General features: G+C 45.9%; 23 protein-coding genes. 10 read left to right on the forward strand and 13 right to left on the reverse strand.

Annotation, left to right across the window (positions count from 1 at the left end):
• Nucleotides 1-95 precede the first annotated feature (95 nt).
• Both gcvH and ATB78_RS16080 read right to left on the reverse strand, forming a co-directional pair.
• Nucleotides 96-476, reverse strand: coding sequence for a glycine cleavage system protein GcvH (gene gcvH / locus ATB78_RS16075; protein ID WP_005451648.1), 381 nt, complete (start codon nt 474-476; stop codon nt 96-98).
• Between the two features lie 51 nt (nt 477-527).
• Nucleotides 528-1,823 carry a serine hydroxymethyltransferase gene (locus tag ATB78_RS16080; RefSeq protein ID WP_005451650.1) on the reverse strand — a complete coding sequence of 432 codons (1,296 nt, stop codon included), beginning with the start codon at nt 1,821-1,823 and terminating at the stop codon, nt 528-530.
• Nucleotides 1,824-2,202: 379 nt separating this feature from the next.
• Between ATB78_RS16080 and ATB78_RS16085 the strand changes: the two genes are divergently transcribed.
• Nucleotides 2,203-2,826 (forward strand): XRE family transcriptional regulator, encoded by a 624-nt coding sequence (locus ATB78_RS16085; RefSeq protein ID WP_005431308.1) that lies wholly within the window; start codon nt 2,203-2,205, stop codon nt 2,824-2,826.
• Between the two features lie 266 nt (nt 2,827-3,092).
• Nucleotides 3,093-4,211, forward strand: a complete 1,119-nt coding sequence (gcvT, locus tag ATB78_RS16090) for a glycine cleavage system aminomethyltransferase GcvT (RefSeq protein WP_061009215.1) — start codon at nt 3,093-3,095, stop codon at nt 4,209-4,211.
• A 195-nt stretch (nt 4,212-4,406) separates the two neighbouring features.
• Here gcvT and ATB78_RS16095 read toward each other — a convergent pair whose 3' ends face one another.
• Entirely contained in the window at nt 4,407-5,132 is a 726-nt protein-coding gene (locus ATB78_RS16095; RefSeq protein ID WP_005441953.1) for a TetR/AcrR family transcriptional regulator, read from the reverse strand.
• A gap of 163 nt (nt 5,133-5,295) precedes the next feature.
• Here ATB78_RS16095 and ATB78_RS16100 point away from each other — a divergent pair, with 163 nt between their 5' ends.
• The 4 genes from ATB78_RS16100 to ATB78_RS16115 all read left to right on the forward strand — a co-directional run bounded on the left by ATB78_RS16100 (nt 5,296) and on the right by ATB78_RS16115 (nt 11,470).
• Nucleotides 5,296-6,369, forward strand: coding sequence for an efflux RND transporter periplasmic adaptor subunit (locus ATB78_RS16100; RefSeq protein WP_061009216.1), 1,074 nt, complete (start codon nt 5,296-5,298; stop codon nt 6,367-6,369).
• Nucleotides 6,369-7,430 (forward strand): efflux RND transporter periplasmic adaptor subunit, encoded by a 1,062-nt coding sequence (locus ATB78_RS16105; RefSeq protein WP_005441949.1) that lies wholly within the window; start codon nt 6,369-6,371, stop codon nt 7,428-7,430. Before ATB78_RS16100 ends, ATB78_RS16105 begins: the two co-directional genes overlap by 1 nt.
• Nucleotides 7,430-10,489: an efflux RND transporter permease subunit gene (locus tag ATB78_RS16110; protein ID WP_061009217.1), complete on the forward strand. Its 3,060-nt coding sequence runs from the start codon at nt 7,430-7,432 to the stop codon at nt 10,487-10,489. The genes ATB78_RS16105 and ATB78_RS16110 overlap by 1 nt, the downstream gene beginning before the upstream one ends.
• A 267-nt stretch (nt 10,490-10,756) precedes the next feature.
• Complete coding sequence (locus tag ATB78_RS16115; protein WP_061009218.1) at nt 10,757-11,470, forward strand: hypothetical protein; 714 nt, start codon at nt 10,757-10,759, stop codon at nt 11,468-11,470.
• A 138-nt stretch (nt 11,471-11,608) separates the two neighbouring features.
• Here the strand turns inward: ATB78_RS16115 and ATB78_RS16120 are convergent, their stop codons facing one another.
• On the reverse strand, nt 11,609-12,166 hold the full coding sequence (locus tag ATB78_RS16120; RefSeq protein ID WP_061009219.1) for a porin family protein: 558 nt from the start codon (nt 12,164-12,166) through the stop codon (nt 11,609-11,611).
• Between the two features lie 303 nt (nt 12,167-12,469).
• On the opposite strand from ATB78_RS16120, the gene ATB78_RS16125 reads away from it, so the two are divergent.
• Both ATB78_RS16125 and ATB78_RS16130 read left to right on the forward strand, forming a co-directional pair.
• Nucleotides 12,470-13,303 carry a winged helix-turn-helix domain-containing protein gene (locus tag ATB78_RS16125; RefSeq protein WP_061009220.1) on the forward strand — a complete coding sequence of 278 codons (834 nt, stop codon included), beginning with the start codon at nt 12,470-12,472 and terminating at the stop codon, nt 13,301-13,303.
• The gene (locus ATB78_RS16130) at nt 13,294-13,788 is read left to right on the forward strand and encodes a hypothetical protein (RefSeq protein WP_061009221.1); all 495 of its coding nucleotides are present in this window, start codon (nt 13,294-13,296) and stop codon (nt 13,786-13,788) included. The genes ATB78_RS16125 and ATB78_RS16130 overlap by 10 nt, the downstream gene beginning before the upstream one ends.
• 133 nt (nt 13,789-13,921) lie before the next feature.
• Here the strand turns inward: ATB78_RS16130 and fruA are convergent, their stop codons facing one another.
• From fruA to fruB, 3 genes are read right to left on the reverse strand one after another with little or no spacing between them, the layout of a single operon-like run.
• Entirely contained in the window at nt 13,922-15,577 is a 1,656-nt protein-coding gene (gene fruA, locus ATB78_RS16135; RefSeq protein ID WP_061009222.1) for a PTS fructose transporter subunit IIBC, read from the reverse strand.
• 19 nt (nt 15,578-15,596) lie between these two features.
• Nucleotides 15,597-16,571: a 1-phosphofructokinase gene (gene pfkB / locus ATB78_RS16140; protein ID WP_061009223.1), complete on the reverse strand. Its 975-nt coding sequence runs from the start codon at nt 16,569-16,571 to the stop codon at nt 15,597-15,599.
• Nucleotides 16,572-16,582: 11 nt separating this feature from the next.
• Nucleotides 16,583-17,716 carry a fused PTS fructose transporter subunit IIA/HPr protein gene (gene fruB / locus ATB78_RS16145; RefSeq protein ID WP_061009224.1) on the reverse strand — a complete coding sequence of 378 codons (1,134 nt, stop codon included), beginning with the start codon at nt 17,714-17,716 and terminating at the stop codon, nt 16,583-16,585.
• Between the two features lie 426 nt (nt 17,717-18,142).
• Between fruB and cra the strand changes: the two genes are divergently transcribed.
• Nucleotides 18,143-19,138 (forward strand): catabolite repressor/activator, encoded by a 996-nt coding sequence (gene cra / locus ATB78_RS16150; protein WP_061009225.1) that lies wholly within the window; start codon nt 18,143-18,145, stop codon nt 19,136-19,138.
• On the opposite strand, the gene ATB78_RS16155 is transcribed toward cra, so the two are convergent.
• Nucleotides 19,128-20,081: an endonuclease/exonuclease/phosphatase family protein gene (locus ATB78_RS16155; protein ID WP_061009226.1), complete on the reverse strand. Its 954-nt coding sequence runs from the start codon at nt 20,079-20,081 to the stop codon at nt 19,128-19,130. The two genes, cra and ATB78_RS16155, sit on opposite strands and share 11 nt — an antisense overlap.
• Nucleotides 20,082-20,207: 126 nt before the next feature.
• Between ATB78_RS16155 and ATB78_RS16160 the strand changes: the two genes are divergently transcribed.
• The gene (locus ATB78_RS16160) at nt 20,208-20,747 is read left to right on the forward strand and encodes an RNA-binding S4 domain-containing protein (RefSeq protein WP_005441925.1); all 540 of its coding nucleotides are present in this window, start codon (nt 20,208-20,210) and stop codon (nt 20,745-20,747) included.
• Between the two features lie 113 nt (nt 20,748-20,860).
• Here the strand turns inward: ATB78_RS16160 and ATB78_RS16165 are convergent, their stop codons facing one another.
• From ATB78_RS16165 to ATB78_RS16185, 5 genes are all read right to left on the reverse strand, one after another.
• Nucleotides 20,861-21,679 carry an EAL domain-containing protein gene (locus tag ATB78_RS16165; RefSeq protein WP_005441924.1) on the reverse strand — a complete coding sequence of 273 codons (819 nt, stop codon included), beginning with the start codon at nt 21,677-21,679 and terminating at the stop codon, nt 20,861-20,863.
• 93 nt (nt 21,680-21,772) lie between these two features.
• A complete protein-coding gene (locus ATB78_RS16170) occupies nt 21,773-22,693 on the reverse strand; it encodes an amino acid ABC transporter permease (RefSeq protein ID WP_061009227.1) in 921 nt (306 codons plus the stop codon).
• A 76-nt stretch (nt 22,694-22,769) separates the two neighbouring features.
• A complete protein-coding gene (locus tag ATB78_RS16175) occupies nt 22,770-23,588 on the reverse strand; it encodes a transporter substrate-binding domain-containing protein (RefSeq protein ID WP_061009228.1) in 819 nt (272 codons plus the stop codon).
• Between the two features lie 9 nt (nt 23,589-23,597).
• Nucleotides 23,598-24,395, reverse strand: coding sequence for an amino acid ABC transporter permease (locus ATB78_RS16180; RefSeq protein ID WP_009704484.1), 798 nt, complete (start codon nt 24,393-24,395; stop codon nt 23,598-23,600).
• Between the two features lie 3 nt (nt 24,396-24,398).
• Nucleotides 24,399-25,133, reverse strand: a complete 735-nt coding sequence (locus ATB78_RS16185) for an amino acid ABC transporter ATP-binding protein (RefSeq protein ID WP_009704483.1) — start codon at nt 25,131-25,133, stop codon at nt 24,399-24,401.
• Between the last annotated feature and the right edge of the window lie 87 nt (nt 25,134-25,220).

Here is a 25,220-nt window from a genome sequence, read left to right on the forward strand (position 1 = left end):
TTTGCGTTACTGATAAATTAAATTATACGTCCGAACCTAGAAAAAAAGCTGTCCACTAATCGTTATGCTAGGGGACAGCTTTCGTCTCATCCTAATTACTCTTCTTCGATAGAGCTTAGGTATTCTTCCGCATCTTTTAAGTCATCCAACTCAGATGGGTTTGAAAGCTTCACTTTCACAATCCAACCACCTTCGTATGGTTCTTCGTTGATTAGCTCTGGGCTGTCTTCTAGCTCTTCGTTGATTTCAACTACTTCGCCAGTGATTGGTGAGTAGATGTCTGAAGCGGCTTTTACTGACTCAACCAAAGAAAAGCTTTCGCCCGCTTCGACTTCATCTTCCACGTCTGGTAGGTCAACGAAAACTACGTCACCTAGCATCTCTTGAGCGTGCTCTGAAATACCGATAGTTACTGTGCCGTCACCGTTGTCACGTACCCACTCGTGGCTATCTGTAAACTTCAGTGTTTTGTCCATTGCTTAATCTCCAAATAACTTGTCAGGATAGTTTCTGATTTAATAAATCTTTTATTGGTAAAGAGGGTAACGACTGCAAAGCTCTTTCACTTGCTTGCGTACGCGTTTTTCTACTTCTGCGTCACCTTCAGGGTTGTTCACCAAACCGTCCAGTACGTCACCAATCCAATTACCGATGAGTTTGAATTCTTCAGCGCCAAAGCCGCGGCTTGTACCCGCAGGCGTTCCTAAACGGATGCCCGATGTAATCATAGGCTTCTCTGTGTCGAATGGGATGCCATTTTTGTTACACGTGATACCTGCACGCTCTAGTGCTTCTTCTGCTTTGTTACCTTTCAAGCCTTTAGGGCGAAGGTCAACAAGCATTAAGTGCGTGTCTGTACCACCGGTTACGATGTCGCAACCGCGAGTTTGCAATACTTCCGCCAGAACTTTTGCGTTGTTGATCACTGAATCAATATAAGTTTTGAATTCAGGACCAAGCGCCTCACCGAACGCCACTGCTTTAGAAGCAATCACGTGCATCAGTGGGCCGCCTTGTAGACCTGGGAATACCGCTGAGTTGATTTTCTTAATGATGTCTTCGTGGTTGGTCAGAATCATACCGCCACGTGGGCCACGCAATGTTTTGTGCGTTGTGGTTGTAACAACGTGTGCGTGAGGAAGCGGGCTAGGGTGCGCGCCTGTCGCGATAAGACCGGCAATGTGTGCCATGTCGACCATAAGAATCGCATTTACTTCATCTGCGATTTCACGGAATTTTGCAAAGTCGATAGTACGTGGAATAGCACTACCACCTGCGATGATCATTTTAGGTTGGTGCTCAAGTGCCAGTTGGCGAACGTCTTCGTAGTTGATTTCTAGTGTTTCGCGGTCCACGCCGTATTGAACTGCGTTAAACCATTTACCAGAAAGTGCAGGACGAGCACCGTGTGTTAGGTGGCCACCTGCGTCAAGAGACATACCAAGAATGGTGTCGCCAGGCTGAAGTAGTGCCAATTTTACTGCGCCGTTTGCTTGTGCGCCTGAGTGTGGTTGAACGTTTGCGTATTCACAATTGAAAAGTTTTTTTGCGCGTTCGATAGCAATGGCTTCCACTGTATCTACGTGCTCACAACCACCATAGTAACGGCGACCTGGGTAACCTTCAGCGTATTTGTTTGTTAGGCATGTGCCTTGAGCTTGCATTACCGCTTTAGAAACGATGTTCTCAGAAGCGATAAGTTCGATTTGTTCGTTTTGGCGAGCGAATTCTGCCTGAATTCCAGCAAAGACAGCGTCATCTGTCGCAGAGAGGTTGGTAGAGAAAAAGTTTTCCAAGCTGTGGTTAGGGTAACTCTTGTTCATGGTAGTTGACCTTCCAAATCTGAAAATGAACCCGCAGTAGAAATAGTTGTTTGATTGCGATGGTGGCTCATTTGTCCTCAAAACAGCTGAACTGCATAGCAGAACAGAGTGAACTTTCGGCCCGAATAAGTGGGCAAAACTCCGTCGGATTGTGGTTTCTCTTGTCCAATCTCTTACGGAAATGTGCATCTCTACATCTAACAAGTTGGTAACATAGCGCTTGCGGCACGAACAATCAACCAAAAATTTCCTATAGGAAACGAGATTTCTGGTTTTGTTAACAAGAGCACGCTTTAATTAACTCGGTGGACTTTTATCCACTATAGGCTTCATGCACAATGCTAATAGGAAGGAATAAAGGATATTTACAGAGGGATTTATGGCAGAAAGTATTTACGATGAATACCCGTCAATGACGTTGGCGAAAGAGCAGCAAGACCAAAATATTGAACCGCTTAAGCTCGGTCAGCGCATAAAAGATATCCGCTCTAAACTTGGTATTACGTTAGAAGAGGCGAGCCAACGAACTGGCCTTGCGCGTTCCACGCTAAGTAAGATCGAGAACGAACAGATTTCTCCAACGTTTCAAGCGATGCAAAAATTAGCGCATGGCTTACAAATTGATATGCCGCAACTGTTTGAACCACCTAGAAAAAAGGTAGCGACAGGGCGCAGGGATGTGACCAAGAAAAAAGAGGGTAAACCACACCCAACCCAAACCTACGAACACGAGCTGTTGGCGACTCAACTTTCCAATAAGAAAATGATGCCTTTTAAGAGCCAAATTCGTGCCCGTAGTTTTGACGAATACAAAGACTGGGTTCGCCATGATGGGGAAGAGTTTTTGCTCATCTTATCAGGTGAGGTGATGTTTTATTCTGAGTTCTATGAGCCTGTTGTATTAAGCGAAGGCGACAGTGTGTATTACGATGCGAATATGGGTCATATGTTGACCAGTGTGAGTGAGGAAGATGCGCACATTTTGTGGGTGACTGCCAAATAGTGATAAATAGTTGTAAATTTCCTATAGTGAAAGCAAACGTTTGCTATCGGTTTTGAATGCGTTATGATGGCGCTCTGTTGATGATATCTCACTCAACAGAGCGCCTTTTTTGTGCGTTTTGTTGTGATTAAAATGTTAAAAGTCACACTTTTGAAAGTCGAGCGATGTCTTGTTCGTGCAAAATTGAATCAAGCGTGTTTATTATTGGAAACATTATTCAAGCGAATGCCGACAGCATTCTCGGGTCTATCTAAATGGAGACGAAAATGACTCAAGAACTTCTGAAAACACCACTGCATGCACTTCATGTTGAAGTAGGCGCAAAGATGGTCCCGTTCGCGGGTTACGACATGCCAGTTCAATACCCACTAGGCGTAAAGAAAGAACACTTACACACTCGTGATGCAGCAGGTCTGTTCGATGTTTCTCACATGGGTCAACTTCGTTTGATTGGTGATGGCGCAGCAGCGTTCTTAGAGACACTGGTTCCGGTTGATATTGTTGACCTAGGTGCGGGCAAGCAGCGTTATGCTTTCTTTACTAATGAGCAGGGCGGCATTATGGACGACTTGATGGTGGCTAACCTTGGCGATCACCTGTTTGTTGTTGTGAACGCAGCATGTAAAGAGCAAGACATTGCACACCTTCAGGCGCATCTTCCTTCTGGCATTGAGCTAGAGATTATTGATGATCGCGCACTACTTGCGATTCAAGGTCCTAAAGCGGCAGAAGTACTAGCGCGTTTCGCACCAGAAGTAGCAGAGATGCTGTTTATGGATGTTGGCAAAGTTGAGTTACTAGGCGTTGAGTGCATTGTTTCTCGCAGTGGTTACACAGGCGAAGACGGTTACGAAATCTCTGTTCCTGCGGACAAAGCAGATGAGCTTGCTCGTAAACTCACAGGTGAAGAAGAAGTAGAGTGGATTGGCCTTGGTGCGCGTGACTCACTTCGTCTTGAATGTGGTCTGTGTCTGTACGGTCATGACCTAGACACAACAACAACGCCGGTTGAAGCAAGCCTACTATGGGGCATCCAAAAAGTACGTCGCGCTGATGGCGAGCGTGCAGGTGGCTTCCCTGGTGCAGATATCATCCTTAAGCAAATCGAAACGAAAGACGTTGCACGTAAGCGTATTGGCTTGGTTGGTCAAACCAAAGCGCCAGTTCGTGAAGGTGCTGAGCTGTTCGACGCAGACGGTAACAAGATTGGTGTGGTAACAAGTGGTACAGCAGGCCCTAACGCAGGCAAGCCAGTATCAATGGGTTACGTACGCGCAGATCTAGCGGCTATCGGTACAGAGCTGTTTGCAGAAGTACGTGGCAAGATGCTACCAATGACGGTAGAAAAAATGCCGTTCGTACCACAACGCTACTACCGTGGTTAATTAAAGATCGTCATTCCAGCGAGCCAAAGCGAGACTAGGAATCTACATCCCACGCGCTGTATAGCTACAGTGTCGCGGTTAGGAATAGGCTACTATGAAGTAGGTTCCATTCCGTTTCCTCTCTGAAATGATAAACACAAACAAAAATGCCGAGCACATTGCTCGGCATTTTTTATGTTCTTTTGAAAGCTCAACTTATGCAGTGAGTTCTTCGATAGGGCAACACATTTCAATCACAACTTCACTCAGCTTGCTTGGGTGAATCATGTCTTCTTTGTTCACGCTAAACTGGCTTGCCATGATGGTGTTGAACAATTCCCAGTGGTTGATTAGCATTTTCTCGCGATTGTCTGCATCTTCTGGCCACGTCTCTTGCATCATAGGCGCTAGGCTAATCGCACCATGTGCAAACACCAGCATTTGCCACTTTGATTCCCATTGGTCAATGCGATGCTCTGGGTATTCTACGTTGTAGTCAGCAAATAGGTCGGTAAAGATCGCCGCGAACTCATCTTTAGATCTTAAGAAGTATTGCAATAATGCATCGTCGCCTTGGCGAATCGCATCGGCAATCATTTGAACTGGGTGCGGGTTAACGAGTGCAAACGCCAGCATTCTTACCATGAACAGGTAGATTTTTTGATTCGATGGCGTATTCGCTGGCATTTCGCTTACCAACTGCGCCATGTAGCTTTGCATGAATTCGTCCATGCCATCGCTGACGGCTTGCCAGATCTTCTCTTTGCTACCGAAGTGGTGGCGAATCAAACTATGGGACACACCAGCTTTCTCACTGATGTTTCGAAGCGAGACACGTTCGTACCCTAACTCACAGAACATATCTGCCGCGACTCTTAGAATCAGGCACTTAGTTTGCTCAGCGGCTTCAGCACTTCTACGGCCTTGCTTTCTTTCTGTCATAGTTCGAATTTTCCCGAATATTAATCAACGCGCCTATTTTTACCAGAAACCGGACAGTTTGCCTAATTATTTTATTATCCACGTGGAAAATATGTTGATCATTTTTTCGTTATACATATACTGCACACCTGTGTAGTAAATATAAAGTCGATGGAGAAAGCCAGTGCGAAAACAATACTTAAAGCGCACATTTGTCGGAGCAGCGGTGGCATTGAGCCTCGCCACGATGCTGACAGGGTGTAACAAAGCCATATCAGAACCGTCTGAGCCATTAATCAAACCTGTAAAATTACTTGCTGTTAATGATCTGACTGTTGCTGATTCCGATGCATTCCTTGCACGAATAGATGCAACGTACAGAGCCCAACTTTCATTTCAGGTAGGTGGCGAAATTGAGAAGTTGATCGTGAGAATGGGTGAAGAGGTGAAGCAGGGCGATGTACTTGCAACGCTAGACCCAAAAGACTTGCAGTTAGCTCTTGATGCATCACAAGCGCAGTACGCATTAGCGAAAACCCAATGGGAACGCTCGAAAAGTTTGTACAACAAGAAGCTGATCAGTACAGACAGTTACGACCAACAAGAAACGCAATACAAAGCGGCACTGGCAAACTTAGAGCAAGCGAAAACCGATTTGAGCTACACAGAGATTCATGCGCCGTTTGATGGTGTCGTGTCTTATACCTACGTGAAGCCATACCAAGTCGTTGCTGCTAAGCAAGAAATCCTAAACCTAATCGACAACACCACTTTGGATGTGTCGTTTACTTTGCCCGTGACTTACGCCGAAGCGGTGTCATTGAACTCACTTAAAGACGCAGAGATGTGGGTGACGATGGACAGCGAACCAAACAACCGTATCCAAGGCAAATTCAAAGAGATCTCTACTCAACCCAATGCCGATACCAACAGCTACGAAGCGATCGTGACGATTACTCGTCCTTCTGATCGTAACTTGCTAACGGGCATGACAGGCCAAGTACACATTGCGAAGCAAAACGTATCGAACGCGATGATGTTGCCAAATGCGGCTTGGGTGTCGAAAGACGCCGCTCATGGTGAGGTTTGGGTAATGGACAGCGATACGCAGCAAGTGAATAAAGTGACATTGTCACTGAATGCGAACGGTGCTGTGGAGTCGGGTCTAGACAAGAATGATTACGTTGTTATTGCAGGTGTTGAACGCCTAGTGGAAGGCCAAGTCGTGAAAGCTTGGGTTCGTGAGGAAGGTATTTAATGAAACGTTCATTATTCACAGTATCGGCTATCGCACTGGCGGTACTCACCGGTTGTAACAGCACAGACGAAGTGACCGCAGAGCAACCTTTGTATGTTTCTACGGTTGCTGTCGATGTACCAGTAAAAAGCCAATACCGCACATTCAAAGGCCAAGTCGTGCCTGCGGAACAAACGCCAATTGCATTCCGTCGCGCAGGCGAAGTTCAGCATGTGCTAGTTAAAGCGGGTGACACGGTTAAAGAAGGCCAGATGATCGCCAAGCTAGACGACAGCAAAGAGAAGCAAGCAGTAAACGATGCAGAAGCACAATACACGCTTGCGATTCGTCAGCTTAAACGTGGTGAAGAGCTGCATAACCGCCAAATGATTTCTAAAGCGGAATTGGATGAGCTAACAGCAAATAAAGAGCTGGCGGAAGCAAACTTCTATAACGCGACAAACCAATTGAACTACACACGTTTATTTGCTCCGTTTGCGGGTAAGGTTTCGGATGTATTCAAAGAACGTTTTGAGCGTGTTGCGATTGGTGAGCCGGTTCTCAACCTGTACCAAAGCGACAAAGTTTACGTTCGTATCGAGCTGTCAGACAACGTGCTTGCGATGGTAAACCCAAATACACAAAGCATGAGCTACCAGCCTCAAGCTACGTTCTCGGGTGACGCGAAATCTTATGCGTTGGATTATTTGGAGCACACCAGTGAGCCAAATGCTCAAACGCAAACTTACCAAATGTATTTAACCATGCCACAACCTGAGGAAGAGATTCTGCCGGGTACCAGCGTAAGCGTTGCAGTAGACATGGTGGCAGCAGGTATTACTTCCATTGATGGGTACAACATCCCAATGACTGCATTACAAGCGGGCAATCAAGATGGTGAGTTTTTCGTTTGGAAATTGAATGGTGACGCCGTCACTAAGGTGGAAGTAACCATCGACCAAGTTAATGGCGAAGGTGCGATTGTGTCATCAGGTGTTGCTCAAGGCGATGTATTAGTGAATTCCAGCTTACGCAAACTTCGCGAAGGTAAGCATGTGGATGTGGTGGAGAAACAACAATAATGAGCATTGCTGAATACTCAATTAAGAACAAAGTCATCAGCTGGCTGTTCATCGTTATTCTAGCGATCGGCGGTGTGACGTCGTTCCTAGAACTTGGTCGATTGGAAGACCCTGCATTTACCATCAAAGATGCGATGGTGATTGCGACTTATCCTGGTGCGACTTCTAAAGAAGTAGAAGAAGAGCTGACGTATCAACTTGAGAAAGAGATTCGTAAGCTGCCTTATATCGATAAGATTACGTCGACGTCCTCAAGTGGTATGTCACAGATTATGGTGAGCATGAAGATGGCTTACGGTCCGGATGAATTGCCGCAAATCTGGGATGAAATGCGCCGTAAAATCAACGATCTGCAACCAACTTTGCCGCAAGGCGTTCAATCTCTGCAAATCATTGATGACTTTGGTGACGTGTACGGTGTAATGCTGATGCTAACGGGTGACGACTACGATTACGTAGAACTGAAACGTTACGCAGACCAGCTTACGCGTGAACTCGAACTGATCGATGGTGTGGGTAAAGTTGACATCGCTGGCGACCAACAAGAGATGCTGTTTGTTGAGATTTCCTTGGATCGCTTGGCGGCTCTGAACCTCGACATGAATGTAATCTCTGGCTTACTGAACCAACAGAACAATGTGGTTTCGGCAGGTGAGGTAATGGTAAACGGCGAGAGTCTCATTATTCGCCCAAGCGGTACGTTAAACACGGTTGAAGCACTAGAAAACCTGATTATTCATGGTCGCGATACGGGTAACCTGATTCGCTTGAAAGACGTTGCAACCATCAGTCGTGGCATTCAAGAAAAGCCGGGCAATGTGCTGCTGTACAACGGTAAAAAAGCAATCAACATCGGAATTTCGTTTGCGTCTGGCGTGAACGTAGTAGAAGTTGGTCAACGTATTGAAGCCGAACTCGCAAGCCTTGAAACCATCAAGCCAGCTGGTATCGATATGAACTACTTCTACAACCAATCGCAAGAAGTTGACGATTCAGTAAAAGCGTTTGTTATTAGTTTGGCAGAAGCGGTGGCTATCGTAATCATCGTACTGCTGTTCACCATGGGTTTACGCAGTGGTGTGATCATCGGTTTGGTTTTGTTGTTGACGGTATTCGGTACCTTCATCTTGATGAACTACAACAACATTGAGCTGCACCGTATCTCACTTGGTGCACTGATCATTGCACTCGGTATGCTGGTGGACAACGCCATCGTGGTGGTCGAGGGGATATTGGTTGGCCTTAAGAAAGGGCGAACCAAAGTTCAAGCCGCAACAGACATTGTGAAACAAACTCAGTGGCCGCTGCTTGGTGCGACAGTCATTGCTATTACCGCGTTTGCGCCTATCGGTCTGTCACAAGATGCGACTGGTGAGTTCATGGGCTCTCTGTTCTGGGTCCTGTGTTTCTCGCTATTCTTAAGCTGGATTACGGCGATTACGCTAACGCCATTCCTAGCCGATCTTCTATTGAAAGAAGAAGACAAGAACGCAGATGCAGAAGACGAAGACCCGTACAAAGGTTGGTTGTTCGTCGCGTTTGGTGCGTCTCTTAAACTTGCGCTTCGTTTCCGTTGGTTAACAGTAGCGGGCATGGTCGCGCTGTTAGTTGGTGCTGTGGTTGCGTTTGGTAGTGTGAAGCAACAGTTCTTCCCGCCGTCAAACACGCCGATGTTCTACGTTGATATGTGGATGCCAGAAGGCACTGACATTCGCGAGACCATCAAGAAAGCGGAAGAAGTAGAAAGCTACATTCGTACTCAAGACAACATTGATTTTGTTTCAGCGTCGATTGGTCAAGGTTTGCAGCGTTTTGCTCTGACTTACCAACCAGAGAAGAGTTACGAAGCCTACGCACAGTTCCAAGTTCGTACTACAGACCGTGAGAACATGTTTGAGCTGCTGCACAAGCTGGACGACAACCTAGCGAAGACGTTCGACAAGCCAACGTTCCAGTTCAAGTTGATGGAATTCGGCCCGTCACCAGCGTCTAAGATTGAAGCGCGTATTACTGGCCCTGATCCACAAGTGCTACGTGAGCTTGCGGTACAAGTAGAAGATATTCTTCATACTGACCCGGGTGCTCGTAACATCCGTCACGACTGGCGTGAGCGCACTAAAGAGCTAGTACCTGTATTCAACGAATCTAAAGCACGTCGCTTGGGTATCTCGAAAGAAGATCTTTCAAGCACACTGCAAATGGCGTTTGGTGGTAGCACACTTGGCTTCCTTCGCGATGGTACGCACATTCTGCCTATCATGACGCGTTTGCCAGAAGCGGAACGTGTGGATTTTGAATCACTGCAAAACGTGAACATCTGGAGTCCATCGCTACAAAGCTACATTCCAGTTGATCAAGTGATTGATGGCGTGAAACTGGATTGGGATGAGCCACTGATTCAGCGTCGTGACCGTAAACGTACTCTAACGGTGCTGGCCGACCACGATGTATTGAGTGATGACACTGCAGCAAGTTTATTTGCTCGTGTTCAACCAAAAGTGATGGCACTGCATATTCCAGAAGGTTACGAAATCACGTGGGGTGGTGAGTACGAATCATCGAAAGATGCACAAGAAGGTCTGTTTGGCTCGTTACCAATGGGTTACTTGTTGATGTTCATCATTACGATGCTGCTGTTTAACTCATTGAAGAAGCCATTGGTTATTTGGTTCACAGTACCGCTGTCTATCATCGGTGTGGCGTTTGGTCTTCTGACGACAAATATGCCATTTAGCTTTACCGCATTCCTTGGTCTATTGAGCTTGAGCGGTATGATCTTGAAGAACGGTATCGTGCTTCTAGACCAGATTAACCTAGAGCTAGCATCAGGTAAGGATCCTTACTTAGCGATTATCGACAGTGCGATTAGCCGCGTTCGACCAGTAAGTATGGCGGCGCTGACCACCATCCTAGGTATGATTCCATTGGTGTTTGATGCGTTCTTCGGCTCAATGGCAATTACGATTATGGCAGGCCTTGGTTTTGCTACCGTTTTGACTCTGATTGTTGTACCAGTCATGTTTGCAATTCTGTTTAAGATCAAACCAACCACTGCATAAGGGACTTCCTGGCTTTATTTATTGTCAGATTCCTGCCAAGCCCTGAGGGTATTCCTCAGGGCTTTTTTGATCCGAGAGAATTGAGATACGAGAAGCGAGAGGGAGAAAATAATGGAGGCGAGAATCTAGATGCGGGAAGAAGATGGAGGTGGACAAGAAGGGCTGGTGGTTTCGTGTACACCTAACTGATTTTTATGATTTTCTTACAAGCGATTGATTAATCATGCGTATACTAAGTACACATCATCATTAAAAGAGCAAACGCAAATGAACAATCGCGGATTACACGGACTCTTCCTGTTAGGTTCTCTAACGCTTATTGGCTGTTCTACCACGGACGGCGTTTCTTCAAATACCAAGGCGACAGAAGCGCCTGTGGAAGTAAAAAGTGCCGATGCAGCAACAATCGCAACTTGGATTGACCAAAGCATTCTGAACCCAGAAGGGCTTTCTTTAGCAAACGACAAGATCAACTACCAAGTGGGTTCTGCTGACTTAAACAGTGACGGTATGGCAGAACACTTTGTGTTGTTCCAAGATCGTTTCTTCTGCGGCAGTGGTGGCTGTACTGGGTACATATTCGATAACAGCGGTAAAGTGCTTAGCCGCATGTCAGTAACCAGAACGCCGATTGCACTTATCGACAGCTACAGCAACGGTTGGCAAGATTTTGTCGTGTGGTGCAATGGCGCATACCGCCAGATGAGCTTTAATGGTGACTCTTACCCAAGCAACCCATCTGTCGAGCCAAAATACGACCATAACACCCAAGTGCAAACAGCAATCGCGTATGTGATGGCAACCGAGCTTTACCAACAAGACGGTTACGACATTCTGCCTGTCGATGATAAAGAGATCTGGACGCCAGCGAACGTTTATCACTTTACCTTTAAGCATCATGGCGACCCGCACAGCGTGTACAATGCAACGGTGAATTTGAGCAGCGGTGATGTGGATATCGAATCTGAACCAATGCAATAAATTGTCGGTTTAAACACTGCTAACTTAAACAAGAAAAGGGCGAACACCTATTATAAGAGTTCGCCCTTTATGGTTTCTATGTGTTTGCTTTTATTTCTATTGTTTTTAGAGCTTAGGTTGCTTTAGAACCTAGCCAGTTTAGAACTTATAGGTAGCGCCCGCATAGAAAGAGCCAATCTGTACGTCTGTATCCAGACTTGAACTTTTCGGTTTTACTGTGAAATGATCCATTTCATACGCCGCGCGAAAGGTGATGTTCTCAAATTGAATTGGCGTGTATTCCAGACCTGCCCCGATACGCAGGGATAAGTCATCTTCATTGTCTGTCGTCGGAATATCAACAGACATATAACCCAAACCAAAAGTTGCAAAAGGGCGCAGGCCATTATTGAATGAGTAACCAATATTTGCCGTTACCGAGACGTTGCTCGCACCTAAATCATAAGCGGTATCTACGATCTTAAAATCACCATAATTGGTGTACTGCGCTTCAACGGCAACGATACGATTGAACTGATAACCACCAATGATTTTGAACGCGGTACCGTTGTCATCCACTTTTGTAAACGGGTTATCGTCACTAAACGTGTTGTTACCCACACCGCCCCCAAGATAAAAACCTGAGACATCTTGTGAACCATTTGCTTGAGCACAAACGCTAAAAAGAGCGGATAAAAGGATGATTGTGTTTTTCATAGTTACCTCTGTATGACTGTCTGTCTTGTTATATTTAAAACGGTGTTCATTATCTAAATGAGGCGCTGAAAAACTAAACAAAAAGCAAACAAAAACCAAATAATTCCCATTGATTTAGTCACTTAGGTAATTGTGTGTTTTTTGTGTGACTGGAAGGTATGCATAACAAGAAATCGATGTTTGAATCCTTGATTACGTCCAAACTGGACGCTTTATGCTGGTGTGATGAGGTTGATTTGGTTTTTCGAGTGGTTTGAGAAACCTAACCTATAATTCAAGGAGTTGAGAAAGTAGTGAGCCTGTATGCATAGAATCTATTTCGCCAATCTAATCCTCGATCCGACGACAAGAAAACTGTCCAATTCAGACGGCGATGATGTTCCCCTAAGACCGCTGCCATACCAAGTATTGAACTTGCTGATAGAAAAGCAGGGCGTGCATGTGACTCGTGAGGTGCTGTTCGAAACCTGTTGGGATGGCTCAGTCGTGACCGATCAAGCTTTGACCAATGTTATTTCCGGTTTAAGAAAGAAACTGGCTCAGTTGAACGCAGAAGGCGTACAGATTAAAACGGTGAGTAAAATTGGTTATTTACTGGAAGTTGATGCGGATGTGAAACCCATCAAACAGAAAGTTGAGATACCGGAACTTCAAACGCTCGAAATTGATGATGTTGAGCCTCAAGTCAAAGAAGAGTCCAAGCAAGAAGCTGAATCGCGAGACAAGGCATTTAGCTTAACTCCGATACTGATGACAGCCTTTCTGTTATTCGCGATTTTCTCTGTGCTTTATTTTCGTCCGTTTGTGCCACATCCTGATTTTCTTGATGATTCGGATTACCAACACTTTTCTGTGTCTGAAACGGACTTCTACTTTTACGACCAAAATCATGACGAGTTAGACCTTTCTGCTTTGGCAAAGAGCCTCAATGATGAAGTGTTTCCAGTGTGTCCGGCCATCGTGTATTTGCGCGTGTCTGAATCTGCTTATCAAGAAGGAGCGCATATTTTGCGTGCATTCGCTTTCGCCAAGAACAGCAATAAGAACGTCAATTACATTAAGTTTTCTCTCGATATCGACACCTTGAAAGAAACGGTCTTAGAGAGCATGAGCAGGGCGGATGCAATATGCAGATAAACAAACTCATCGTTTTCAATATTGCGTTGGCAACAGGACTGGTGGGCGTGGTTGTTCACCAAAAGTATTTCCAATCCGATGAAATCACCGGCTCGCGTTGGGCGTGTGCAACGTTTGAAGAAGACTTTATTACTAGGGGTTACCGACGTTATGAACACATCAGTGACCGTTCTGTCGTGGTGTTTAGCTCGGATAGAGACATGTACATTTTCCAGAAAGGCTCCTTGCTAACGAAAAAGGGCGAAAGCAAAGAATATGAACTGGTTTACAACGGCAAGTATCAAGTAGATGGGCATGCGCTGATAGTGGATTATCAGAAAGTCAGTTGGAATGAACAGCCAACGGAGAGTGAGGTTTTCGTAAGAGACATGAACTCATACGTGGGCACAAAAACAGACTTCATCTACAAAGTGGAAGACGAACAACTGTTCTTTTTCAATCAGAGCGAAACAGAAGAGAGTAACTTTATCTGCTATCGGATTTAGCGCCGATTAGATTCCGCTTATCGCTCAATAAAAAACACCTCCCAATGCCGAGGCTAGAGGGAGGTGTCGAATGCCAAATCGAGGGAGGCATTGTTAATCGTTGCTTAGAACCATCTAAGCGAGTTAGTCACGATTAAGCAGCTGCTTCTTGTTTCGCTTCTGCTTTGTTCTTTAGGAACGCGTAAGTGAAACCTGTTACCGCTGTACCCGCTGCGATTGCTACCAAGTACATTAGCACTGGTGAGATTGCGTTAGGGATAAGCAGTACGAACAAACCACCGTGTGGTGCCATCAGTTTTGCACCGAACAGCATAGATAGAGCACCTGTTAGTGCGCCACCCGCCATACATGATGGGATTACACGCATTGGATCTTTCGCTGCGAATGGGATTGCACCTTCAGAGATAAAGCACAGACCAAGAACGAATGATGCTTTACCTGCTTCACGCTCACTTTGCTCGAACTTGTTCTTAGCAATGAACGTCGCAAGACCCATACCTAGTGCCGGTGTCATACCTGCTGCCATGATTGCAGCCATTGGTGCGTAAGTTTGTGAAGCCAATAGACCTACACCGAATGCGTAAGCGGCTTTGTTTACGGGACCACCAAGGTCGAAACACATCATCGCGCCAAGGATAATACCTAGTAGAACCGCGCTATCTGAACCCATGTTGTTTAGGAAATCAGTTAGGCCGCTCATGATGCCAGATACTGGACCACCCACGATGTAAATCATCACAAGGCCCGTGAACAATGTCGCCACGAACGGGATGATAAGGATAGGTTTAAGCGCTTCCATTGATTGTGGAAGTTTTACTTTGTCCGCAAGGAACTTAGCAGCGTAACCTGCAATGAAACCTGCTGCGATACCACCAAGGAAACCTGCGCCAGTTGAGCTTGCTAGCATACCGCCAACTAGACCCGGAGCCAGACCCGGACGGTCAGCAATTGAGAACGCGATGTAACCAGCAAGAACTGGAATCATCAATGCGAATGCAGAGCCACCACCGATGTTCATTAGCGCTGCTGCTAGTGTACCTTCTTCTTTAAACGCTTCGATACCAAATACGAAGGATAGGGCGATGATCAAACCACCGGCTACCACAACTGGAAGCATGTGAGATACACCGGTCATTAAGTGTTTGTACGCGCCTTTCTTCTCTTCTGTCGCTGATGATGCGCTAGAAGAACCAGAGTGTTGGTATACGCTTGCTTGTTCAAACGCTTTGTCCATTTCTTCCGCTGTTTTCTTCAGCGCTGGACCTGTTTTAGTGCGGTACATCTTCTTGCCGTTGAAGCGGTCAAGAGGTACTTCGATGTCTGCTGCGATGATGACCAAATCTGCGTCTGCGATTTCTTGGTCAGTCAGTTGGTTTTTCGCACCTACTGAGCCACGCGTTTCCACTTTGATTTGGTGACCACGACGTTTGCCTTCCTCTTCTAGCGCTTCTGCTGCCATGAAGGTGTGTGCCACGCCGGTTGGACATGCTGTGATAGCAACAATCTTCTTAGTTGCCGATGCGCTTTCTGCTGGTGCTGCTACTTGTGCCGTTACAGTGGTTGCTTGCTCTAGCGTTGCTGCACTTTCAACCGCAGTTTGTAAGAAAGCGGATGCGTCTTTCGCTACGGTGCTGATATCTGCTTGGTAGACTTTTTTACCTACGAAACGAGAAGTATCAACTGGAGTGTTAGCCGCAATTACGATCGCTTCTGCTTGTTCTAGTAGACCTGCCGCAATGATGCTGTTCGCAACACCACTTGGACAAGCTGTAATAATGGCAATATTCATACTGATAACCTTCTGTTCCTTAGTTTTTGTCTAAGTTCGTATTAGGGTAAAGCTCGGTTACTTGCGTTTGGAGCTTGATGTTCTCCAGTTCTTCCTGACTGGTTAGGCCAACGCCAACTTGGCTCACTGCTAGGGCAGAAAGCGCAGTAGCGAAGCGCAGCAAATCGCTTTTCGGCATCACTTGCATGTGACCCCAGCACAAGCCAGCAACAAGCGTATCGCCAGCGCCAACAGTGCTTACTACATTCATTCGTGGTGGTTGTGCGCGTAGCCATTCACCTTGGTTAAGCCACATCACGCCGTCTGCACCCATAGAAACTACGATGTTCTCAATACCTTTATCGCTTAGTGTTTGCGCTGCTTCTTGGCATTGTTCTGGCGTTGAAAGGTGCTCGCCGACAAAGTCACTTAGCTCTTCGTCGTTTGGTTTGATCAACCAAGGGTGCGCGTCGATACCTGCGCGTAGTGCCGCTTTGCTGCTATCAAACAAGACTTTTTTGCCTCGCTGATGCAGCTTCTCAATCCATGCCGCGCATTGCTCTGCAGTAACACCGCCCGGTAGGCTGCCTGCCAATACAAAGTAATTGTGTGTTTCTGCAAGGCGGAAAAGGGTTTCTTCAAAGCGCGCGATTTCTTCTGCCGTAACTTGAACGCCAGGGAAGTTGATGTCGCTCACTTGGCCATCTGCTTCAACCAATTTCACGTTGATGCGAGTTGCGCCTTCGACTTCAACGAACTCGTTTTTAACCTTGATATCGCTAAATAGTTGGTGGAACAGCTCTGGGTTGTCTTTGCCAAGAAAGCCCGTCACTGTTACGTCTGCACCTAGGTCACTAAGTACTTTCGCTACGTTTACGCCTTTACCAGCCGCGTGTAGATTGCTCTTTTCAACTAGGCTGACAGAACCCACTTTGATTGAGTCCAGCGAACCTGTTAGATCAAGGGCAGGGTTAAGCGTGATGGTAACGACTTTGTTTGTTTTCAATGCTGTCATTCTCTCGCCCCTTAACCTTCGCCAAGACCAGATGCGATTGCTTTGCCGATTGACTCAAGCGCTTGTGCAGCATCTGGGCCTTCAGCAGAGAATTGAAGCTGGTGACCGTGTTTCACACCTAGCGCGATAACTTTCATTAGGCTCTTCGCGTTTACCGCTTTGCCATCACCATCTAGGTTTGCCACACGAATGGTAGATTCGAACTTCTTCGCTTCAGCAACTAGCATTGCGCCAGGACGAGCGTGTAGGCCGTGAGCGTTTTTGATTTTGAAGATTGCTGTGTTGCCATCCTCAGCCGCTTCAGTTGCCATTTCTTCGCCTTTGAACAGTGCAAGGATCTGCTCAGCAGAAGCATCAAGTAATTTGCTGTGTTCGTTGTTAAACACAAGCTTTGAAATCGTGCTTAGGATAGATTGGTGAGCGTTGTTGCAAGCTGCGAACGCAACTAGAGCACGCACTTTCTCGCCTTCGAATTCACAATCATTGGCTGTTGATACAAAAGAAACGCCAGTGCGAGTTACTTGTTTATCACTACCAACAAGCCATAGCCCTTGGCCTAGATGCGTTGTCGTTTTTGTTACTAGATCTGCAACGAACTCCGTACCTGCACAACCTGTGTTTTTAAGTAGGCCGCCAGCTACCGCGCTCATTTGAATCATGTCGCTTGCTGGGAATAGAAGTTGAATGAGAGAAGCATCGAAATCCGCTTCTAGCTGAACGTCGCCGTGAAGTAGGGCAATGATGTCGTCTTCGTTTTTCGCATTGCGTAGACGCTCTTCAACGCCGTCCGCACCCAGTACTTTTGTTAGCTGCTTAAGAATGCCCAAGTGCTCGTCTGATTTCGCCGCAATACCGATAGCAACGTAAACTGTGTTGCCGTCGCCCCATTCAACGCCTTCTGGGAAGTGGTGAACAGCAACACCCGTGGTTTTCACCATTGAGCGCGTGTCAGTTGTGCCGTGTGGAATCGCGATACCGTTACCTAGAAACGTTGAGTTCTGGTTTTCACGGTTTAGCATGCCTTCTACATAGCCTTGTTCAACCAGACCTTTGTCTGTCAGGCTTTTCGCGATGCTTTTGATCGCTTCAAACTTATCTGTAGCGGATTGAGATAGGGTAATGTCGTTCTTACTTAGCTTAAGCATGGTGCTTCTCCAGCCTTAAGGTATCTATTTCTAATTCATCTTGGCTACGCAGTACTTTGTTTGCGTAACGCCGTTTATCTATGGTTGCTGAACGTGTCTTTGTTCGTCATTTCTCTATGTGAGACGGTTTTGCTTAACAACAATTTACTGAACAAAAGAAACTGAATCGATTCAGCACTTGGTCAAATTTTTTAAAACACTCAGCGAAACTGTTTTTAAAATCGAAACTTAACCACTCAGTGTCTCAATGCTTTTAAAGCCTAGCAAAGGGAGACTGTATTGCTTGATTTTGGTGATTCTCGTCAATTTTTGAGTTTTGCTGAATCCTTTCAGCTTTTATACTGAATCGGTTCAGCATATAATTCAACTTATCGAAGGATCGTTGATGTATTAATATGATCCCGCGCACAGAATAGGGCTTAGAATATGACACTGGATGAAATAGCGAAATTAGCTGGGGTTTCAAAGACCACGGCAAGCTATGTGATTAACGGAAAAGCGCAGAAATACCGCATCAGCGAAAAGACTCAAAAGAAAGTCATGGCGGTGGTTGAGCAGTACAATTACAAACCGGATCACGCAGCATCTTCTTTAAGGGCGGGCAACTCACGTTCGTTCGGTTTGATCATTCCAGATTTAGAGAACACCAGTTACGCACGTTTAGCAAAACTGATTGAACAGAACTCGCGTAAAGCGGGCTACCAAATTTTGATTGGCTGTTCTGATGATGATCCACAAACGGAGCAAAAGGTTGCAGAGGCGCTTGTGAGTCGTCGTATTGATGCGCTATTCGTTGCGAGCAGTATGCCAGCAGCCAGCGAATATTATCTTAAGCTGCAAAACTCGGGTACGCCCGTTATCGCACTTGACCGTCCTATGGATGATGAGCACTTTTGTTGTGTGATCAGCGAAGATTTTGATGCGGCGTTTGAGTTAACCGAGTCGGTATTGTCTTCAGAGATTGATTCGATTGGTTTGATTGGTGCGTTAGAAGAACTGCAAGTCTCTAAAGAGCGTGAACTGGGTTTCCGTTCGGCTTGTCAGCAGGGTAGCACTAGTGTTTTGGTTGGCTATGGCCAGCACTTCTCCCGTGAAGAAGGCAAGAAGGTGCTTGAGGGTTGGATCAAAAAGGGCAAGTTGCCAGATGCTGTGGTGACCATGTCTTACACCTTATTAGAAGGCGTATTGGATGTGATGCTAGAAAAGCCAGAGTTGATGGGCAAAGTACGTTTGGCTACCTTCGGTGATAACCGCTTGCTTGATTTTCTTCCAATCAAAATCAACTCACTTCCGCAGCAGTTTGAGCTGATTGCCGACAGCGCAATGGAGTTGGCGCTTAATGCCTCAGCTAAACGCTATAAAGCGGGTGTAGAGTTGATTCCGCGTAAGATTGTTAAGCGCCACACTGACGCTAAAGCTTAATTTCTACCGTCAGCGCCACAAATGCGTGGTCGCTGGCGTTTTTATCTCTCTCAAAAGACGGATTGATTAAGTGCCCATCCAGCACTTGGTAGTTCGTGACTTCTGCTATTGATACATCGGCGTGCGCATCAAACTCTTGCGACAACAAGATGTAATCCAACACGTTTCCTTTCGCAAAGTGGTAGTGCGTTGCTGGCCGTGACTCTAGTGAGGGCGTTACTTGCAATTCCCATCCGTCATTGAGCTGTAAATCAGTGACGCTGTCACCATAATGTTCAGTCAGAACGTTGTTAACGCTGGTTGAAGTAATGCCTTGGTTCATATCACCCATTAATACTGTCGGCATTGGATTCAACGCGTACTGCCTTTGCATCGCGTCACGCAGCATTGCCGCTTCCCAACCTCGTTGTTGCGTAGATAGCCAACGGGCAATTGGTCTGCTCGCTTGTTCTGGAGTGGTTGAATCGGCAGGGCGCTGTGACTTCAAATGTGTGACGTATACAGAGATATGACCAATAATTGGGTGAACAACACAGGCACGGACGGGTTTGCGGCTAAAAGGTGGAGCGTCGATATGACCAAAGGCATTGAGCGCGTCTTTATCGAACGTGACCGCTTCAAAGCTTTCAATCGGAAAACGCGAGGCCACTGCAACCACTGGGCGAGAATAAATGTAATCGCCTTCAATGTTCGGCGTATCGACACAAGCAAAGTGTTCATAACCTATTTCAGCAAAGAAGGTTTTGGTTTCTTCGATGCTGAACACTTCTTGCAAGCCGATGATGTCGGGATTAAGTTGTTCTAACTGCGATTTGGTCCAAGCGAGTTTGTCCTGCCAATCGTCGCGAGAATATATGTTCTCGAAGTCGTAATACGCGCCAGGTGGTGCAACAAAGTTAAATAGGTTGGTGGTGGCAAAGGTAATGTGGTTCTTATTAGACAAAATATCGCTCGTTCAAGGAGTTATTGGGTGAGTATATACCCAATTGGACAAGATGAGTGAAGATCACGTTTCTATTTGTACGCATTCCGTTTAAACTCCGTTCATCAAGAAAAATGAGTAACGAACATGACCCAAGATTACGAACACGAAGAGTATTTAGAAGGCGAAGAGATTGAGATCGAAGCGATCGGTATCGACGTTGACGCGCACCCAATTGAGCTGTACAAGCTTTTCAAAATCGCGAACTTGGTGAGTGGTGGTGGTGAAGCAAAACACATCATCGAAGAAGGTTACGTTGCCGTAAACGGTGAGCTCGAAACTCGTAAACGTCGCAAAATGTACGACGGCGATTTCTTCGAATTCAACCAAGAATACTATGTTGTTGTATGTGACGCGCCAGTAACTGAACCTGAAACTGCCGAAGAAAAAGCAGAGAAGAAGGCGAAGAAAGAAGCACAAGCAGCACGTAAAGAAAAGTCTCGCTCGAAAAAGAACGACAAACCAAGTGCTAAAGGACCTAAATCTACTGGTCGTAAAGCCGCGCACAAAGAGCGTAAAGCACAAAAAGAAGCATTGTCTCAATCTGCTAAGAAAGGCAAGAAAGAGGAAAAGCCTCAGGTTGCACGCGATCCTAAGAGTGGCCGTAACTCTATCGACTTCTTCTAAGCGATTTGTTTCGATATTAAAATCGACATAAACAGAAAAGCGCCGCCTTGGTGAGTAACCTTGGCGGCGCTTTTGTATCTAAAACAATTTAATCTGTATCTGTGGTATCGCGTTTAATGTAGCACTTTGGTTGTTTCTTTTTGAACAGTCCAATGGTGAATCGAGTTTGGTTTCGCCAGATAAAAACCTTGGTAGTAATCCAAGTTTAGTGCTTGCATGGCTGAAAGCTGTGTATTCTCTTCGACACCTTCGATGACCACTTTTGCGTTCATCTCTTCAGCAAGATCTACTGCATTGGCGATCGCTAATGTGTCACCAGAGCAATAATCGAGTAGGTAAGAGCGATCTATTTTGATGATGTCTGGGCAAAGCTGCTTAACACGTGACATATCAGAATGGTGAGAGCCAAAATCATCAATCGCAAACAAGAAGCCGTTTGCTCTCATGAGTTGCACTGCCTGAATCAAAAGTTCTGTATCGCCACAAGATTCCTCAACGACTTCAAAGACCACATCAGAAGGTTCCATACCTAACTCAAACAATCGTTTGTAGAGCAGGCCATTGTCTTTAAAGCCCATGTCTTTGGTCAGCGTCAGCAAAGTCTGTGGCATGACGTTAAGAAACAGCTTGATTGGTGATCCTGCAAAGTGACGAGCAAAGTTACGGATATGAATCGCACGGGAGAGAAATTCAATACAAAGTCGGAAGTAAGTATCGATGCTGGCATCAGCAAAGAAGAGATCCGGTCGAATATTCGTGCCATCTGCACCACGAATACGGAGCAGGGCTTCCATCCCGATCATTTGTTGGTGTTTATCAAAAATAGGCTGATAAACACTGTGGAAAGTGTATTGATTGAGCACAACGTAGTATTCGCCAAGGCTGTCCTGCCTTATGTACTGCTCGTAATCGGACTGCTTCTTTAACTCCATGAAAAACGCCAAAAAATTAGCATGAAAACGACTGTAACAGGATGGAATTCCGATTTGAAGCGCTACGCTGTCTTATTTTTGAAGCCTATTGAGTTAATTTGAAATAGATTCCGATTTTTTCTCGATGTATCTAAAAAACATTGATAGACCGAAACAAATCAGGAAGTAAACGAAGCCAACAATTAGCCAGATTTCGAAAATGTAGCCTGATGAGTTCGCCATCTCTGTGCCGGCAAAGGTCATTTCTTGAATCGAGATCAGCGAAACGATGGAGGTGTCTTTAACCAGAGAAATCGTTTGTCCTGCAAGTGCAGGTGTAATCGCTTTAAGCACTTGTGGTGCGATGATGAAACGGTATTTCACCCAACGAGATAGACCAAGCGAGTCAGCTGCTTCCCATTGGCCTTTATCGACGCTTTGCAAGCCCGCACGAACCACTTCAGCAATGTAGGCAGAAGAGAGCAAACCCACACAAAGTACGCCGGACACAAGGTTTTCCCAAAGGTTAGCAGGGCCAAAGAAGAAGTGTTGAACCGCGTTAGGTTCGCCGCGATAGTTACGGAGAAGATCTTCCAAGCCAAGTAATGGGATTAACTGGTTAGAGATGAAAAAGTAGAAGATGAATACGAACACCAAAGGTGGAATGTTTCGTACCAATTGAATAAATGCGTTGGCAGGCCTGCGCAACCAAACTGTATCAGAAAAACGCGCTAACCCGAGCAATGTACCTAATACCAGAGCAAAGATGATGCCCCAAAGGCTTAAGCGCAATGTTGAGATTAAGCCTTGAAAGAAATACGGCAAGCCGCCATCTGCTCTTGGAGTGAATAGGAGGTCGATTGCTTCTGTCCAATGCCAGATGTAGTTTACGCCGACGGTAGAACGATGATAGAGCCAAACCCCAGCCAACGCGCAGATGGCAAGCAGTACCCAATCGAGTAGGTTAAAACGACTTAAGAAAAAGCCTGACTTTGCTTTGGTTGGTGCAACGCGAGTGGTGGTTTGTCCGCTCAAGGTTTAACTCCGATAGTAGAGAAGAAAACCGACCCGCAGTACGAGTCGGTGTTATTAATTATTGCAACGATTAAGGTTATTGACCTTGTGCAACTTGGTCTTGCCAATCTAGCGTTGAGAACCAGTATTCGTAACGCTCATCTAGCCAACCGTCTTGAGTACGAGCTTCAATCCACTTGTTGAAGAAGGCTTTCTTATCTTCTTCACCTAGACGAACAGCAAATGCCTCATTACCTTTGGATAGACGCTCAGTAAATGGAATGAACAGTTTGTCAGCATGCTTGATCGCTTCATGTTCCGGTTTTGGGCTTGATGCAATCACCGCGTGTGCGTTGCCGTTCAATACTTCTTGGAATGCTTGTGCATCGTCATCAAACTGAAGGATCTTCGCTTTAGGGAAAGTCTCACGCGCTACTTGCACTGTGAACGCGCCACGACGAGCGGCAATTTTCACGCGACGAGAATCAAAGTCTGAAAACTCACTAAAGCCAGCTGCTAGCTCTTTGTTTGCTGCTACTTGAACGCCTGAGTGCGAGTAAGGTTCAGTAAACAATACGCTCTTTGAACGTTCTGGCGTAATCGACATACCGCCAATGATTACGTCGAATTTCTTAGCAAGAAGAGCAGGGATGATGCCGTCCCACGCTGTCGGTACAAACTCAACTTTTAAGCCTGTATCCGCTGCGAGGCGCTTCGCCACATCGATTTCAAAACCAATCAACTCGCCTTGCTTATTACGCATTGCCCAAGGTACAAATGTCGACATACCAACGCGCAGCGTGCCACGCTCTTTGATTTGATCAACGTTTGGTGTCGCTGCTTCTTCATTGGCTAATGAAGGTAAAGCAATTGCAAGCCCAAATAATGCAGTAATGGTCGCTTTGAATAACTTCATGTTATCTCCTTATAATTTGCGCCAACTGGCTCCTAGTTTGTGTTCTAGCCAAGCGGATAAGCCAGAAAGTGATAATGTGAGAGCAAGATAGATTGCTGCCACAGTAAACCAAATCTCAAACGGCATCGCCGTCTCAGATACGATGTTTCTCGCCTCGGTTGTCAGGTCGAATATTGCCATCACACTGACGATTGAAGAGTTCTTAATCAGTGACACCACCTCGTTAGTCAACGGCGGCAAAGTGCGCTGAAGTACCTGCGGAAGAATCACGTCTTTGTAAGCAAACAAAGGTGATAAACCTAAGGTTTTGGCAGCTTCAAACTGACCTTTTGGAATGCTGTTTAAGCCCGCACGGAAGATCTCTGCCGTATAAGCACCTTGGAATAATGACAGTGCTAAAACAGCGGTACTGAATCTATCTAAGCCAATTACAGGGCCAAACACGAAATAGAGTAGGTAGATTTGCACCAGTAATGGGGTATTGCGAATCAACTCGACATAAGCGGTACCGATCGCGTTACCAACTTTGGAGTTACTGAGTCGTAATAGTGCGGTGACGAAGCCTATCACTAATGTGAAGAAAAGACTGATGGCCGAAATCTTTAAGGTCACGATAAGACCGTCGACCAACTCCGCTGGCCACCACTCACCATCTTCGTAAAAGGCGATGTAATCAGGAACGCGTTCCCATTGCCATTGGTACCCCATCGCTTGTGCGCCGGAATCGAGTACCCACACGATCGCTATCAAAAGAATGGCGATTTGTAATATGGCTTGTAAAACAGGTTTTAGAATTCGAATTACCATAGGCTAGTAGCTCAGAATCTGATTCAAAAACGCTTGGGTTCGTGGATGCTGCGGTGTTTCGAAAAGGGCTACTGGGGAGTTCATCTCGATGATTTCACCTTCGTCCATAAACACCACTCGATTCGCCACTTTTTTAGCAAAGCCCATTTCGTGCGTCACACAAATCATGGTCATGCCGCTTTGTGCGAGTTCCACCATTACGTCTAGCACTTCGTTGATCATCTCAGGATCGAGCGCCGAGGTCGGTTCATCAAACAACAATAGATCGGGCTCCATACAAAGGGAACGCGCGATAGCAACACGTTGCTGCTGACCACCAGAAAGTTGAATTGGATACTTATTGGCTTGCTCTTCGATGTTCACGCGCTTGAGATAATGCATTGCACGTTCTTCCGCTTCTTGTTTGGATAGCTTTAACGTGCGGATAGGAGCAAGAGTGAGGTTTTCTAACACGGTAAGATGTGGAAACAGATGAAAGTGCTGGAACACCATGCCGACTTTGCCAGGTTTTTGAGCTTTAGAATCGGCTGGTTGTTCGAAGACGCTGAGTTCACCTTCTTGGATGGATTCTAAGTGGTTGATACAACGAATGAGTGTTGATTTACCTGAACCGGAAGGGCCACAAACAACAACGATTTCACCGGTATGTACTGAAAAATTAATGTCTTTGAGGGCGTGATATTCACCATACCACTTGTTTACGCCGCTGAACTCAACAACGATATTTTTCTCTTTCAAGGCTGCCAACTTTTAGAATAAATTTCTTTCTACAATAACAAGTTATTAACCGTATTGCACCTGTTAATCAAGCATAAACTGTCCAAC

It is taken from the genome of Vibrio sp. CUB2, from assembly GCF_001557945.1.
Classification (GTDB): Bacteria; Pseudomonadota; Gammaproteobacteria; order Enterobacterales; family Vibrionaceae; genus Vibrio; species Vibrio owensii.